Origin of the sequence: Dactylosporangium sp. NPDC049525, assembly GCF_040676755.1 — a bacterium.
In the GTDB taxonomy this organism is placed as follows: Bacteria; Actinomycetota; Actinomycetes; order Mycobacteriales; family Micromonosporaceae; genus Dactylosporangium.
In genome coordinates, this window is the sequence record NZ_JBFAPO010000007.1 from 64369 (window position 1) to 77413 (window position 13045).

Annotated in this window: 15 protein-coding genes; 10 read left to right on the forward strand and 5 right to left on the reverse strand. The window is 74.0% G+C overall.

Features of this window, described 5'->3' with window-relative positions; translation table 11 throughout:
- Positions 1-20 precede the first annotated feature (20 nt).
- The 6 genes from AB0K00_RS13520 to AB0K00_RS13545 all read left to right on the forward strand — a co-directional run bounded on the left by AB0K00_RS13520 (position 21) and on the right by AB0K00_RS13545 (position 5079).
- Positions 21-659 carry a hypothetical protein gene (locus AB0K00_RS13520; protein ID WP_363519847.1) on the forward strand — a complete coding sequence of 213 codons (639 nt, stop codon included), beginning with the start codon at positions 21-23 and terminating at the stop codon, positions 657-659.
- On the forward strand, positions 656-1813 hold the full coding sequence (locus tag AB0K00_RS13525; RefSeq protein ID WP_363519849.1) for a zinc-binding dehydrogenase: 1158 nt from the start codon (positions 656-658) through the stop codon (positions 1811-1813). The genes AB0K00_RS13520 and AB0K00_RS13525 overlap by 4 nt, the downstream gene beginning before the upstream one ends.
- Before the next feature lie 41 nt (positions 1814-1854).
- Complete coding sequence (locus tag AB0K00_RS13530; RefSeq protein WP_363519852.1) at positions 1855-2313, forward strand: GyrI-like domain-containing protein; 459 nt, start codon at positions 1855-1857, stop codon at positions 2311-2313.
- A 125-nt stretch (positions 2314-2438) separates the two neighbouring features.
- A complete protein-coding gene (locus AB0K00_RS13535; RefSeq protein ID WP_363519854.1) occupies positions 2439-3275 on the forward strand; it encodes a CPBP family intramembrane glutamic endopeptidase in 837 nt (278 codons plus the stop codon).
- Entirely contained in the window at positions 3272-4426 is a 1155-nt protein-coding gene (locus tag AB0K00_RS13540) for a histidine kinase (RefSeq protein WP_363519856.1), read from the forward strand. Before AB0K00_RS13535 ends, AB0K00_RS13540 begins: the two co-directional genes overlap by 4 nt.
- Positions 4423-5079 (forward strand): response regulator transcription factor, encoded by a 657-nt coding sequence (locus AB0K00_RS13545; RefSeq protein WP_363519859.1) that lies wholly within the window; start codon positions 4423-4425, stop codon positions 5077-5079. The genes AB0K00_RS13540 and AB0K00_RS13545 overlap by 4 nt, the downstream gene beginning before the upstream one ends.
- On the opposite strand, the gene AB0K00_RS13550 is transcribed toward AB0K00_RS13545, so the two are convergent.
- Entirely contained in the window at positions 5055-5996 is a 942-nt protein-coding gene (locus AB0K00_RS13550; RefSeq protein ID WP_363519862.1) for an NmrA family NAD(P)-binding protein, read from the reverse strand. The two genes, AB0K00_RS13545 and AB0K00_RS13550, sit on opposite strands and share 25 nt — an antisense overlap.
- Positions 5997-6102: 106 nt before the next feature.
- Between AB0K00_RS13550 and AB0K00_RS13555 the strand changes: the two genes are divergently transcribed.
- The 3 genes from AB0K00_RS13555 to AB0K00_RS13565 all read left to right on the forward strand — a co-directional run bounded on the left by AB0K00_RS13555 (position 6103) and on the right by AB0K00_RS13565 (position 9199).
- Positions 6103-6663, forward strand: a complete 561-nt coding sequence (locus AB0K00_RS13555; protein WP_363519865.1) for a TetR/AcrR family transcriptional regulator — start codon at positions 6103-6105, stop codon at positions 6661-6663.
- 80 nt (positions 6664-6743) lie between these two features.
- The gene (locus tag AB0K00_RS13560; protein ID WP_363519868.1) at positions 6744-7484 is read left to right on the forward strand and encodes an SGNH/GDSL hydrolase family protein; all 741 of its coding nucleotides are present in this window, start codon (positions 6744-6746) and stop codon (positions 7482-7484) included.
- A gap of 47 nt (positions 7485-7531) precedes the next feature.
- A complete protein-coding gene (locus AB0K00_RS13565) occupies positions 7532-9199 on the forward strand; it encodes a GAF domain-containing protein (protein WP_363520370.1) in 1668 nt (555 codons plus the stop codon).
- A gap of 27 nt (positions 9200-9226) precedes the next feature.
- Here the strand turns inward: AB0K00_RS13565 and AB0K00_RS13570 are convergent, their stop codons facing one another.
- Together AB0K00_RS13570 and AB0K00_RS13575 are read right to left on the reverse strand one after the other, a co-directional pair.
- Complete coding sequence (locus tag AB0K00_RS13570) at positions 9227-10195, reverse strand: nitroreductase (protein ID WP_363519869.1); 969 nt, start codon at positions 10193-10195, stop codon at positions 9227-9229.
- Between the two features lie 98 nt (positions 10196-10293).
- Positions 10294-10761 carry a chemotaxis protein CheX gene (locus AB0K00_RS13575; RefSeq protein ID WP_363519872.1) on the reverse strand — a complete coding sequence of 156 codons (468 nt, stop codon included), beginning with the start codon at positions 10759-10761 and terminating at the stop codon, positions 10294-10296.
- Between the two features lie 207 nt (positions 10762-10968).
- On the opposite strand from AB0K00_RS13575, the gene AB0K00_RS13580 reads away from it, so the two are divergent.
- A complete protein-coding gene (locus tag AB0K00_RS13580; protein ID WP_363519875.1) occupies positions 10969-11559 on the forward strand; it encodes a hypothetical protein in 591 nt (196 codons plus the stop codon).
- Between the two features lie 65 nt (positions 11560-11624).
- Here AB0K00_RS13580 and AB0K00_RS13585 read toward each other — a convergent pair whose 3' ends face one another.
- Together AB0K00_RS13585 and AB0K00_RS13590 are read right to left on the reverse strand one after the other, a co-directional pair.
- The gene (locus AB0K00_RS13585; RefSeq protein WP_363519878.1) at positions 11625-12257 is read right to left on the reverse strand and encodes a hypothetical protein; all 633 of its coding nucleotides are present in this window, start codon (positions 12255-12257) and stop codon (positions 11625-11627) included.
- Between the two features lie 98 nt (positions 12258-12355).
- Positions 12356-13033, reverse strand: coding sequence for a TrkA family potassium uptake protein (locus tag AB0K00_RS13590; protein WP_363519880.1), 678 nt, complete (start codon positions 13031-13033; stop codon positions 12356-12358).
- Positions 13034-13045 lie beyond the last annotated feature (12 nt).

Below are 13045 nucleotides of genomic sequence, written 5' to 3' on the forward strand. Positions count from 1 at the left end.
GGACAAAGGAGTACGACACGATGGTGCAGATCGGCGGCCTGACGCTGGACATCACCGAGCAGAACCGCGCCGTGGAGCACGTCCTGGCGACGACCGACAATCCCCGGCACCGGTATCTGCTGCAGGTCTACCTGCGGCACCGGTACCTCGAATCCGCCGGCCGCTGGCAGGAGATCCTCGACCCGGAGCTCACCGTCGAGCATCCGGTCTACCGGTTCAGCCTGGCCGGCCGGCCCAGCTTCGTCCTGGACGGCCGCGACCAGGTCGCCGCCCTGTACCGGCACTGGACCGACACCGACCAGAGCGTCTTCTACGTCACCGACGAGATCGTCGCCGTCGGCGATCACATGGTCGTCGGCCGCGGCATCAGCTACCAGCAGACCCGGGGCGCCGAACTCGCCGCCGAAGGCGTGGACGCCGACGCGGGCGCGATGTACCTGACGCGGTCCGCCATCGCGATGATCTGGCCGTACGACGACCGCTGCCGCCTGCTCGGCGAGGACGTCTGGGAGTTCGACCCGACGGTCCGGCAGCACTTCAAGCTCGACCCCGCCGACGTGCTCACCGCCCGGCAGGCCGGCGACCTGCTCGACCCGCTGATCACCCCGCTGCCCGCGTTCGACGACAGCCTGCTGCCCAGCCCTGCGACCGGCCGGTGAGAGCGGTCGTCTGCCACGAGGGCACGCTCGGGGTCGCCGACGTCCCGGACCGCCGGCCGGACCCCGGTCAGGTGCTGCTCGACGTGGTGGCGTGCGGCATCTGCGGCTCCGACCTGCACGCCCGGCAGCACGCCGACGTGCAGGCCGACGCCCTGGCCGAGGTCGGCTATCACGGCGCGATGCGCTCCACCCAACGGGTCGTCCTCGGCCACGAGTTCTGCGGCACCGTCGCGGAGTACGGCCCCGGCTGCCGGCGATCCGTGCCGACCGGCACGACCGTGGTGGCGCTGCCGCTGCTGCGGACCGGCAACGGACTGGACGCCATCGGCATCTCGGCCGCCGCCCCCGGCGCCTACGCCGAGCAGGTCGTGGTGCAGGAGTCGCTGATGCTCGCGGTGCCGAACGGGCTGCCCGCGGCGACCGCGGCGCTGACCGAACCGATGGCGATCGGCTGGCACGCCGTGCGCCGCGCCGAGGTCAGCAAGGGCGACGTCGCGATCGTCATCGGCTGCGGACCGGTCGGGCTCGCCGTCGTCAGCATGCTCAAGGCCCGCGGCGTGCGCACCGTCGTGGCCGGCGACCCGTCCCCCGCCCGGCGGGCCCTCGCCCGCGCCTGCGGCGCCGACGTCGTCGTCGACCCGGCCGGCGCCTCGCCCTACACCGCGGCCGGCGACCGCGGGCACGTGCCGACGGTGCCCGCCGCGGTCGAACTCGGCGTCGGCACCGTCGAGCGGCTGCGCGGCCTGCCCGTGCCATGGCAGCACGTGTGGCGGGCCGCCGACGCCCTGGGCATCCGGCCGAAGCGCCCCGTGGTCTTCGAGTGTGTCGGCGTACCGGGAATCCTCGACCAGGTCATCGCCGGCGTGCCGCTGTACTCCCGCATCGTCGTGGTCAGCGTGTGCATGGTGCCCGACACGATCCGCCCGGTCATGGCCGTCAACAAAGAGCTCGACCTGCGGTTCGTGGTCGGCTACACCCCGCTGGAGTTCCGCGACACCCTGCACCTGATCGCCGGCGGCAAGGTCCGCCCCGGGCCGCTGATCACCGGTACAGTCGGCCTCGACGGTGTGCCGGCCGCGTTCGGCACGCTCGCCCGGCCCGACACCCACGTCAAGATCCTCATCGACCCGGGGCGGGCCGGCGCCGAGCTGTAGTCCCCGGATCGCCGCGCCCGACCGGCACGTACCGTGATCCGATGACGCATCAGGTGACGGTGAGCGAGGTGGCCGCGCGGCCGACGGCGACGATCGCGGCGACGACCACGTGGCAGGCGTTCCCGGCGCTGTGGCCGGGCCTGCTGGACGAGGTGTGGGACTGCCTGCGCGCGGGCGGCATCAGCCGTGGCTGCCGCAACGTGATGCTGTACCGCGACGACGTGCCGAACGTCGAGGTCGGCGTCGCCCTGGACGTGCCGTGCCGGCTCACCGGCCGGGTGACCGCCTCCGCGCTGCCCGCCGGGCCGGTCGCGACGACCGTGCACCGCGGCTCGTATGCGGGGCTGGGCGCCGCGCATCAGGCCGTCGCCGACTGGTGCGCCGCGCACGCACGGCAGCCGGCGGGTCCCCGGTGGGAGGTCTACGGCCCGCACCACGACGACCCCGCCGAGGTGTGGACCGAGGTCTGCTGGCTGCTGCGTCCGGACCCGGTGCGTTGAGCGCCGTCCCCCGTGAGAGCTACCCGGGAATGTCCACTGTGCGGTGACGATTCGCGGGCGTCGAATCCATAGCGTTCGACACAGCCCGCGGCACTCCGGTCGCGGGATCTCGCGAAGGAGTGGTCATGCGACTGCTGAAGCAGCTCGGGGCGGTCGCGGCGGTCGCGCTCGCCGGCAGTGTGTGCGTCGGCGCGGCCTCGTGGAACGTGCCGCTCACCCTGATCCTCGGCGTCGCGACGGCGGTGCTGGCGCTGCTCGCGTACGCGTGGGTGGTGCGGCGCACCGAACATCGCGCGCCGGTCGAGGTGGCCGTGAAGGGCGCCGCGCCGGCGTTGGGCCGCGGGACACTGATCGGCGTGGCGATGTTCGCCACGGTCATCGCGAGCATCGCCCTGCTCGGCGGGTACCGCGTCGCCGGCTGGGGCTCGGCCGCGGGCGCGGTGGCGCTGTTCGGGTTCATGGCCGCCGCCGCCGTGACGGAGGAGCTGATCTTCCGCGGCATCCTCTTCCGGATCGTCGAGGAGCGCCTCGGCACGTGGGGCGCGCTGGTGCTGACCGCCGCGCTGTTCGGCCTGGCGCACCTGCCCAACCCGAACGCCACGCTGTGGAGCGCGCTCGCCGTCGCGGTGGAGGCCGGCGCGTTGCTCGCCGCCGTGTACGCCGCCACCCGGAACCTGTGGATGCCGATCGGCGTGCACTTCGGCTGGAACTTCGCCGCCGGCGGCGTGTTCGGCACCGACGTGTCCGGCAAGAGCGCCCCGGAAGGGCTGCTGGACGGTGTGATGTCCGGCTCGGCCGCGGTCAGCGGCGGCGGGTTCGGGCCGGAGGGGAGCCTGTCGGCGCTGCTGGGCGGGGTGGTGCTGACGGCCGGGTTCATGTGGCTGGCCCGGCGGCGCGGCCAGGTGGTGCCCCGCCGCCGGCGCGCCACCCCCGCCGATCCGGCAACTACGCTCGTCCCGTGATCGACGTGCGCCGTTTCCCGGACTTGTGGCGGCGGTTCGACGTCACGGTCCGGGACCTGCCGGTCGCGCTGCTGCTCGCCGTCGCGTCGCTGGTGCCGGCGCTCGACAACCGCGGGACGCAGCTCGGCGACCTGCCGGCCCGCCCCATGGACGCCCTGGCCGCCGTGGTGATCGCCCTGGAGTGCCTGCCGCTGGCCGGGCGCCGCCGGTGGCCGGCCGCCTGCCTCGCCCTGGTGTCGCTCGGCTTCGCCATTGACCAGCTCCGCGGCTACCACACGGTCGCCGGGACGGCGCTGCCCATCGCGCTGCTGAGCGCGGCGGCGCACCTGGAGCGGTACCGGCGGACCACCCTGGTCGTGGTCTCCGTCGCGTACGTGCCGCTGGCCGTCGCGCTCGACCGGCACGGGTCGCCCGAGGGCCCGGCCGGTTTCGTCACGTTCTACCTGGCACTGGCGCTCGCGTGGGGCATCGGCGCGTGGCTGCGGACGTCGCGGGCCACCGAGGCGGAGCACCGCCGCCACGTCGCCGAGACCACCCGCGCCGCCGAACGCACCCGCATCGCCAGCGAGCTGCACGACATCGTGACGCACCACGTGACGGCGATGGTGGTGCAGGCGGAGGCGGCGCGGTACCTGACCGCCGCCCCCGAACGCCTCGACCAGACCCTGACCGCGATCACCGACACCGGGCGGCGGGCCATCACGGACCTGCGGCACCTGCTCGACCTGCTCAACCCCGACCACGGCGCCGAGCCGCGGACGCCGGCGGTCGGTGAGGTCCACGCCCTCGTGGCGCAGGCCCGGCAGGCGGGGCAGCCGGTCGAGTTCACCGAGGACGGCAGACCCGCGCAGCTGACGGGCAGCGCCGAGGTCGCCGCCTACCGGGTGGTGCAGGAGGCGCTGACGAACGCCCTCAAGCACGCCCACGGCAGCCGGACCACGGTCCACGTACACCACGGCGGAACGGAGACCACAGTGCAGGTCAGCACCGACGGTCCGGGGTCGAACCCGGCGGCTCCTGGCGGGAGCGGGCGGGGCCTCGCCGGGCTGCGCGAGCGGGTCGGCGTGCTCGGCGGCGAGTTCAGCGCCGACCGGCGGGCCGACGGCGGCTTCGTCGTGCGGGCCCGCATCCCCACCGGCGGCCCGTCGTGACCGCGCCGCTGCGGGTCCTGGTCTGCGACGACCAGGCGCTCATCCGCACCGGTTTCACGACGATCATCGACGCCCAGCCCGACCTCGAGGTGGTGGCCGAGTGCGGCGACGGGCGGGCCGCGGTCGACCTCGCCGGCCGGCTGCGTCCGGACGTGGTGGTGATGGACGTGCGCATGCCGGTGCTCGACGGCATCGAGGCGACCCGCCTGCTGGCCGGCGCCGGCGTCGCCCACCCGGTCAAGGTCCTCGTGGTGACGACGTTCAACCTGGACGAGTACGTGTACGAGGCGCTGCGCGCGGGGGCGAGCGGATTCCTGCTCAAGGATGCCCCACCGGCGCAGCTGCTGGACGGCATCCGCACCGTGGCGACCGGCGCCGCGCTGCTGGCGCCGGAGGTGACCCGGCAGCTGGTGGGCAGGTACGCGGCCCGGATCCGCCCTCCGGAGGGCGGGCGGGACGCCGCGCTCACCCCGCGGGAGCTGGAGGTGCTGCGACTCATCGCCGACGGGCTGTCCAACCACGAGATCGCGGCGGCGCTGGTGCTCAGCCAGGAGACCGTCAAGACCTACGTGTCGCGCATCCTCACCAAGCTCGACCTGCGCGACCGCGTGCAGGCGGTGGTCTACGCCTACCGCAGCGGGCTGGTGACCTGAGCCCGGAGATACTTGTCCGCCCATGCCTCGAAGGACGTGAGCGGGATGCCGAGCGCCGTCGCGTACTGCGGGCGGGCGGGTTGCCCGGCGACGTTGATGCGCTCGTGCGAGACGCCGGCCCACACCGGCATCCCCGCGGCGACCGCCTCCTCCTCGGTCAGGTCGGGCGCGGTCAGCTCGGTGCCCAGCGCGCGGGAGAGCACCTCGGCGATCTCCGTCATCGTCAGGTGGTCGCTCGCCAGTTCCAGTTCGACCCGGTGGAACCGGCCGGGTTCGGCGACGGCCGCGGCGGCGGCCCGGCCGATGTCGTCGACCGCGACCAGGGAGAGCCGGGTCTGCGGCCGCAGGACCGTCACCAGGCCGCCCTCGACGCCGCGGGGGAACAGGTACGCGGCGGCCGGCAGGAAGTTCTCCATGAACCAGCCCGGCTTGATGAGCGTCCAGTGGGTGAAGCCCGCCTCGCGGACCCGGTCCTGGATGCCGGCCTTGGTGGTGTAGTACGGCTCCAGGGCCGCCCAGCGGCCTTCGGCCCAGCCGGCGGTCCCGGTGTGCTGCCCGGCGCCGGAGACGGATGTGTGCACGAATTGCGGCACGCCCGCGGCCACCGCGGCCTCGATCAGGTTGACGGCCTGGGCGAGCTCGCCGTCGAAGTCGATGGCGCCGTCCCGCATGGCGGGCATCTGCACCGAGAAGACGGCGCGGACTTCCTGGGCGGCCCTGGTCAGCGAGTCACGGTCGTGCAGGTCGCCGGTCACCAGTTCGGCGCCGAGCGCTTCGACGGCCTTCGCCCGGTCGGTGGCCGGGTCGCGGACCAGCGCCCGGACGGGGATTCCCGCCGCGAGCAGGGCACGGGCGGTGGCGCCGCCCTGCTGCCCGGTGGCGCCGGTGACGAGGACGGGTGCCGGATCGGTGGACATGGGGCTCCTTCTGGCGGCGCGGTCAACAAAACGGCGGGGCCCGCCGTTTCTGCTTCGCTACGATACGGAGGACCCCGCCACTTAGCAAACCGTTGAGGTGACCGACATGCGCGCCGACGCCCGCCGCAACTACGCGCGCCTGCTCGCCGTGGCCGAGCAGGAGGTCGCCGCGCACGGCGCGGACGCGTCCCTGGAGCAGATCGCGCGCACCGCGGGCGTCGGCTCGGCCACCGTGCGCCGGCACTTCCCCAGCCGCCACGCGCTCCTCGAGGCGGTCTTCCGCGAACGGGTCGGTGCCCTGTGCGCGCACGCCCAGGAGCTGGAAGGCCGGCCCGACCCCCGGGCCGCGCTGCTGGCGTGGCTGAGCGCCGTCACCGCGTCCGCCGCGACCATCCGGGGGCTGGCCATCGCCCTGAACCGCGACCTGACCGAGGACCCCGCCGCTGTCCACGAGCACTGCGCCACGGCGCAGCTCACCGAGGCGGGGCAGCCGCTGGTGCGCCGCGCCGCGGACGCCGGCGCGCTGACCCCCGGCGTCACCGTCACCGACGTGCTCACGCTCATCACCGGCATCGCCCTCGCCACGGAGCACCATCCGGACCCCGCGGCCGAGGCGACCCGGCTCCTCGACCTGACCCTGGCGGGGGTCAGCCCGCACGGGCGGTGACACACCAGGCCGCGCCGCGCTCATGCCACCTCCGGGGCTCGCGTAGCGTGATGCGCGTTCCGAAAGCGAAAGGCGGGGAAATGCGGTACGTGGCAATCGGCGACAGCTTCACCGAAGGCATGGGCGATGAGCGGCCCGACGGCACGCCACGCGGCTGGGCCGACCTCGTCGCGGCCGCCCTGGCCGGCGACGGCGCCGAGCCGGTGCACTACGCCAACCTCGCCGTCCGCGGCCGCCTGCTCCAGCCGATCGTCACCACCCAGCTCGACACCGCCCTGGCCATGTCGCCGGCGCCGACCCTGATCTCGCTCAACGGCGGCGGCAACGACATGATGCGCCGCGGCGCCGACCTGGACCGCCTGGTGGCGCTCATCGAGGGCGCGATCGTGCGGTGCGCGGCCGAAGGGGTACGCCTGATGGTGCTCAGCGGCGCGGACCCGTCCGACCACCTCCCGCTCGGCCACGTGCTGCGCCGGCGCGCCGCCACGCTGACCGAGGCGGTCCGGGACCTGACCGGCCGCCACGACGTGCTGTTCGTGGACTGCTTCGGTGACCAGGAGCTGCGCCGGCCCGGGTACTGGTCCGCGGACCGGCTGCACCTCAACACCGCCGGGCATCTGCGCGTGTCCGGTCTGGTGCTGACCGCGCTGGGGCGGCCCGCGGACGCGCACCGGCTGCCGGCCGCCCTGCGGGCGCGCAGCGTGCGGGCCGAGGCGCGCTACTACCGCGAGCACGTCCTGCCGTGGGTGACTCGCCGGCTGCGGGGCCGATCCTCCGGCGACGGGCGGGCCGCCAAGTACCCGGACTGGACCTCGGTGTGACCGGCGATCTGACCGGCGATCAGGCCCGGTGGCAGCCGGCGCTGCCGCTGCCGTCGCTGTCCCGGGTCGACCTCGACGCGCTGCTGCAGGAGCTCCTCACCCGCGTCGGCGAGGTCATGACCAGCCGCGAACGGCTCCGGGCGCTGCTCGACGCGGTCGTCGGGATCGGCTCCGACCTCGACCTGCACAGCACCCTCGAACGCATCGTGCGGGCCGCCTGCCAACTCGCCGACGCGCGCTACGGAGCACTCGGCGTGATCGGCCCGGACCGCATGCTGGTCGAGTTCATCAACCACGGCGTGACCGAGCAGGAGCGGGCCAGGATCGGCGACCTGCCCCGGGGCCACGGCGTGCTGGGGCTGCTGATCGAGGAGCCGTGGCCGATCCGCCTCGAGGACATCACCCAGCACCCCCGCGCGTACGGGTTCCCGCCCAACCACCCGCCGATGCACAGCTTCCTCGGCGTGCCGATCCGCATCCGCGACCAGGTGTTCGGCAACCTGTACCTGGCCGAGAAGCGCGGCGGCGAGCAGTTCACCCAGGACGACGAGAACCTCGTCGCCGCCCTGTCCGTCGCGGCGGGCACCGCAATCGACAACGCCCGCCTGTACGCGCAGGCCGAACGGCGGCAACGCTGGCTGATGGCAGCCGCCGAGATCACCTCGGTGCTGCTCGGCGAGGTCCGCCGGACCGAGGCCCTGGACCTCGTCGCCACCCGCGCCCGCGACGTCGCCGGCGCGGACCTGGCGATGGTGCTGCTCACCGACGGTGACCGCCTCACCGTCGAGGTGGCCGTCGGCGGGCCCGACGACGCCGCCGGCTGGTCCATCGCCGTGGACGGCAGCGAGTTCACCGAGGTGCTCAGCCGCCAGCAGCTGTCGGTGGTCACCGACCTCGGCACGGCGGCGTCCTGGCCGGTGCCGCTGTCGACCGGCACGGCGCTGCTGGTCCCCCTCGCCGTCGGCGGCGTCGCCCTCGGCTCCCTCGTCGTCGCCTACCGCAAGGAGAGCGTCCCCATCGCCGAAGGTCTCGAACTGGCGATGGTGGAGACGTTCGCCGGACAGGCGGCCCTCGCCCTGGAACGCGCCCGCGCCCAGGACGAACGGGAGATGCTCGCCGTCGTCGGCGACCGCGAACGCATCGCCCGCGACCTGCACGACGTCGTCATCCAACGGCTGTTCGCCGCCGGGATGCAGCTGCAGGGCGCCACCCGGCTGTCCGGGCAGCCCGACGTGCAGCTCCGCATCGAACGGGTGGTCAACGACCTCGACACCACCATCCGCGACATCCGCGGCGCCATCTTCGAGCTGCGCGGCCCGGCACAGCACAGCTTCCGCACCGAGATCCGTGACCTCGTCGACGAGGCCCGCGACGCGCTCGGCTTCCGGCCCGGGCTACGCATCGACGGCCCCGTCGACACCGCGGTGTCCGACGCCCAGCGCACCGCGCTGCTCGCGGTCCTGCGCGAGGCATTGAGCAACGTCGCCAAGCACGCGCACGCCCGCGCCGTGGACGTCACCGTCGCCATCGCGCGCGGCCGGCTGTCACTGACCGTCGAGGACGACGGGCGCGGCATCGCGGCAGCCACCGGCGCCGCCGCCCCGACCGGCCACGGGCTGCCGAACATGCTGGCCCGGGCCACCGACCTGCGCGGCGAATGCACGGTCGAGGCCGCCGTCCGCGGCACCCGGGTCACCTGGCACGTGCCACTCTGACCCCGCGACGCCGGCGCCGCGACCGGATCAGCCGGCGTCTGCGTCGTCGATGACGTCGGCGACCGGGCGCCGGTTCGTGTAGCAGGTCGTCGGGGCGTATCCGAAGCGCAGGACGAGCTGCGGGTCGTGGACGCGGTGCAGGGCGAGCCGCAGCCGTTCGCGCACGGCGGGCACCTCGATCGGCTGGGAGTACATGGCCACCGCCAGGCCGTGGTCGGCGGCGAGCAGCAGCAGGCGCTGCAGCACGATGCCGGCGCGCACCTCGTCGGCGGCGGGCTCGCCGTGCACGCCGTAGACCGCGACGACCGGGCTCCGGGTGGGGTCCCGGGTGGCGGCGCGCTCCGGGCCGCCGAAGTCGCGGCGGGGCATCAGTTCCGCCGGATGCGGGGCGGTGCCGGCCGCCTGCCGCCCGACGCCCTCGACGTCCACGTCCGCCGTCTCGCTCCAGGCGCGCAGTTCGGCCACGTAGCCCGCGTCGGCGCGAAGGTGGACGTAGGCCTGGCGGGTCAGGGCCGCGAGCGCGTCGAGCTCCGGCCCGTCCTCGACGAAATCCAGCCAGCCGCCCTCGTCCGCGACCGCCCGGGCCAGCTGGGCCACGACACCGGGGTCGACGCGGGTCTCGGCGAACGGCGCCCGGTTGGTGTGCCGGCGCGGGATCTGCCGGTGCAGGCGCCGCTCCAGCGGGGTGGCCGCCCTGGCGACGTCCGGGGCGAGGTGCACCACGGCGCCGCACCTACCCACCGTGCAGGTGGCGGGCGCGCCGGCGACCGCGAGGGCCAGGGCGAGGTTGGCGGCGGCGGCGCCGCACGACACGCGCGCCGCGCGGCCCTCCGGGTCGCAGACCGGCAGCACCCGGCCCGGGTCGACCAGCACGTCGATGCCGCGCGTGGTCCGGCGGAACCGCCACGGCTGGCTGTTGTGGATCGACGGCGCCCACACCGCGGCACCGACGGCGGCGGCGAACGTGCCCTGATCCCACGTTCCGGTGGCGGTCATGACGACTCCTGGGGAACCCGGCGGCTGATACCACCACGGTCCCCCGGCGCCGGGGCCACCGGCAGGGACGAAAGTCCCGTGCGGCGGTGACCAGTGGCTCACGTCGGCTTGGGGTCACCGCGCAGGACGCCGAGGATCGTCGGTTCGGCGTTGATGGTCGCCCGCAGCGTGTGCAGCGGCGTCGTGCCCGGCCACACGACCTTGGCCCGGCCCAGGACCACCTGGGGCAGGGACAGGTGGCTCGGCTTCGGCAGCAGGCTCTTGACGTTGCCCGCGAGGATGTTGACCAGTTCGCCGAGCGCGTCGGTGCAGTCGTCCGGGTTCGCGTTCGCCGGGTCGATGTCGAGCATCGCACCGGCGATCTCGCCCGCCGCCGGCAGCCCGCAGCGGATCACCGCCAGCCCGTTCCACGCGCCGGCGACGCCGACGCTCGCGGTGACGTCCGCCGTGTCGGGCATCGGCTCCGCGCTGTCCTCGACCTCCGGCGTGCAGTGCAGATACGCCGTCCACACCTGCCACACGATGCCACGCAGGTCGTCCTCGGACAGGGACGTCTCCGGGTTCACCGAAACCCCTCTCGGCCAGCTCACCGGCGTCGCGCCCCACCCCGATGACCCCATCGGCCCGCGCGGGCCCGGGTTGAGCAAGTTCGCACCCCGACCGTCGCGAACGGGGGTCCTTCGGCCCACCGGACTCGGGAGTTTCGGCACCGGCGTACCACCGCCCACCCCGGCAACACTGAGGTCGTCAAGGAAAATCGACTGGAGGCCATCATGAGCGCCGCACCCGTCCACCACACACCCGTCAGCCACCTCGAACGTGTCGAGGCACCCGGCGCGATGCTCACCCGGTCCGCGGCCAAGGGCCTCGCCGTGCTGCGCTACGCGACCGGCTTCGTGTTCCTGTGGGCGTTCCTCGACAAGACCTTCGGGCTCGGGTACTCGACCCCGTCGGCGAAGGCGTGGATCAACGGCGGCTCACCCACGAAGGGCTTCCTCAGCTCCGTCGACGTCGGCCCGTTGCAGTCCATGTTCCACGCGATGGCCGGCACCTGGTGGGCGAACTGGCTGTTCATGCTCGGCATGCTCGGCGTCGGCCTGGCCCTGCTCGCCGGGGTCGGCCTGCGGATCGCGGCGGCGTCGGGCGCGCTCATCATGGCCATGATGTGGCTTGCCGAGTTCCCGCTGGCGCAGCACACCGCGACCGGTGCCGCGAGCGGCTCCACCAACCCGCTGACCGACTACCACCTGATCTACGCGGTGGTGCTGGCCGTCCTCGCCGCGGCCTACGCCGGGCACACCTGGGGCCTGGGCCGCCGGTGGGCGAAGCTGCCCTTCGTCCAGCGCCACCGCTGGCTCATCTGACCCGACCGCACCACACGTCGCAGGACCCGGGACCCACCGTCCCGGGTCCTGTTTCTGCGGCCGGATCAGTAGCGGGGGTCGCGGCCGGAGACCAGGCCCAGCAGCGTGGTGCGGGGGGCGAGGACCGCGGTCCGCATGGCGAGCAGCACCTCCAGGGCCAGCATCGGCAGCACCGCGAGCAGCAGCCGCCGGTCGGGGTGCCAGACCGCGGCGAGCAGGAACGGCAGCAGGCCCTTGCCCAGCAGCCAGCGCACCAGGAACACCGGGCCGATCACCAGGTCGGCGAGCACGCCGAACGGGCCGCCAGCGTTGCCGACCACCTGGTCGCCGGGGCGGAACAGCCAGCCCAGCACGGCGACCACGGCGAAGACCGCCGCGCCGGTCCACCCGGCCAGCGCCGGGACGTCGCGCCACAGCCCGGCGAGCCAGCCGCCGAGCGGGGTCGGCGCGACCGCCAGGGCGAGCAGCAGGCCGGCGAACCGGCGGATCATCCACGGGATGTAGCTGTCCTCGACCACGATGGTGCCGCCGCGGGACAGCACGTCGGCGCGCCAGGCGATCAGGACCGCGCCGCCCAGCGCCAGCGCGTGCGTCACGTCGACCTGGACGCCGGAGCGGGCCAGGACCAGCACAAACGGGGTCAGCGCGGCGAGCAGGACCAGCGTCCGCCAGATCCTGACCCGGTGATCCGCGTACATGCAGCGAGTCTACGGATCGTCCTCAATATTGAGCGACGTCGGTTTGTACCGCCGGTGAACGGGTCACATATCGTCGCGCCGGCCGCGGTGACGAGCCGTCAGCGGGGGAAGCCCTGCCGCTCGCCGAGCTGCTCGACCTTCTTCGTCGGCCCGGACACGATCAGGGTGTCGCCGTGCTCGATGACGGTGTCCGGCAGGGCCGTCTCGGCCTCCTTGCCGGCCCGCTTGACCGCGACCACGGTGATGCCGTGCTTGGAGCGCAGGCCGAGCTCGGTCAGCGTCTTGCCGATCAGGTCGTCGGGCGGGCAGACCTTGGCGATCGCGTAGCCGTCGTCGAGCTCGATGAAGTCCAGCAGCTGCCCGGTGACGAGGTGGGCGACGCGCACCCCCATGTCGGACTCGGGGAAGACGACATGCCGGGCGCCGACGCGCTCCAGGATGCGGCCGTGCTTGGCGGAGATCGCCTTGGCCCAGATCTCCTGGACGCCGAGCTCGGTGAGCGCCAGGACGGTCAGGACGCTGGCCTCGATGTCGGTGCCGATGCCTACGACCGCGCGGCTGAACTCGGCGACCCCGATCTGGCGCAGCGCCTCCTCGTCGGTCGAGTCGGCCTGCACGACGTGGGTGAGGACGTCGGAGAGCTTCTGCACGATCTCGGCGTCCTCGTCGATGCCGAGCACCTCGTGGCCGAGCTCGGTCAGTGACTCCGCGACCTGTCCGCCGAAGCGACCGAGGCCGATCACGACCACACCGTCGGCGGTGTCGCGTTTGCTCATCGCAGCCTCCAA

Excerpts from the sequence above, each read along its gene's own strand:
- AB0K00_RS13555 (WP_363519865.1), top strand. The coding sequence starts at position 6,103 with ATGCGCGCCGACGCCCGCCGCAACTACGCGCGCCTGCTCGCCGTGGCC.
- AB0K00_RS13530 (WP_363519852.1), top strand. The coding sequence starts at position 1,855 with ATGACGCATCAGGTGACGGTGAGCGAGGTGGCCGCGCGGCCGACGGCG.
- AB0K00_RS13570 (WP_363519869.1), bottom strand. The coding sequence starts at position 10,195 with ATGACCGCCACCGGAACGTGGGATCAGGGCACGTTCGCCGCCGCCGTC.
- AB0K00_RS13550 (WP_363519862.1), bottom strand. The coding sequence starts at position 5,996 with ATGTCCACCGATCCGGCACCCGTCCTCGTCACCGGCGCCACCGGGCAG.
- AB0K00_RS13580 (WP_363519875.1), top strand. The coding sequence starts at position 10,969 with ATGAGCGCCGCACCCGTCCACCACACACCCGTCAGCCACCTCGAACGT.
- AB0K00_RS13560 (WP_363519868.1), top strand. The coding sequence starts at position 6,744 with ATGCGGTACGTGGCAATCGGCGACAGCTTCACCGAAGGCATGGGCGAT.
- AB0K00_RS13590 (WP_363519880.1), bottom strand. The coding sequence starts at position 13,033 with ATGAGCAAACGCGACACCGCCGACGGTGTGGTCGTGATCGGCCTCGGT.
- AB0K00_RS13520 (WP_363519847.1), top strand. The coding sequence starts at position 21 with ATGGTGCAGATCGGCGGCCTGACGCTGGACATCACCGAGCAGAACCGC.
- AB0K00_RS13535 (WP_363519854.1), top strand. The coding sequence starts at position 2,439 with ATGCGACTGCTGAAGCAGCTCGGGGCGGTCGCGGCGGTCGCGCTCGCC.
- AB0K00_RS13585 (WP_363519878.1), bottom strand. The coding sequence starts at position 12,257 with ATGTACGCGGATCACCGGGTCAGGATCTGGCGGACGCTGGTCCTGCTC.